The organism is Flavobacterium xizangense, assembly GCF_054075145.1.
This window is the reverse complement of the sequence record NZ_JBSIPG010000102.1, coordinates 1-272: the sequence shown is the minus strand read 5'-3', so window position 1 is coordinate 272 and position 272 is coordinate 1. Positions and strand designations below refer to the sequence as shown.

General features: G+C 40.1%; 1 protein-coding gene. It reads left to right on the top strand.

The window, feature by feature from the left end; translation table 11 throughout:
• The coding region (locus ACWA1B_RS22695) for a hypothetical protein (protein WP_456910877.1) at window positions 1-272 on the top strand (272 nt) is incomplete at both ends.

Here is a 272-nt window from a genome sequence, read left to right as displayed (position 1 = left end):
AAATCGATCAGGAGGTAGAGGCTGTTCCAGTTATTTCTAACGAAGAAAACGTACAGCAGGACGTTCCAGCTTCTGAAACAGAATCGGCTGAAACTGAAACTTCAGAATCTAAATCAAAACCTAAAAGAGCTCCAAGAAAAGCAACAGTAAAAGAAGTGGCAACAGAAGAAATCGCTGAAGAGACTGTAGAAACTGAAGCAGGAGAGGAGACAGTATCTGAAACTGAAGAAGAAACAGCTGACGAGAACCAAGAAAAATCGAAATCTAAAAAG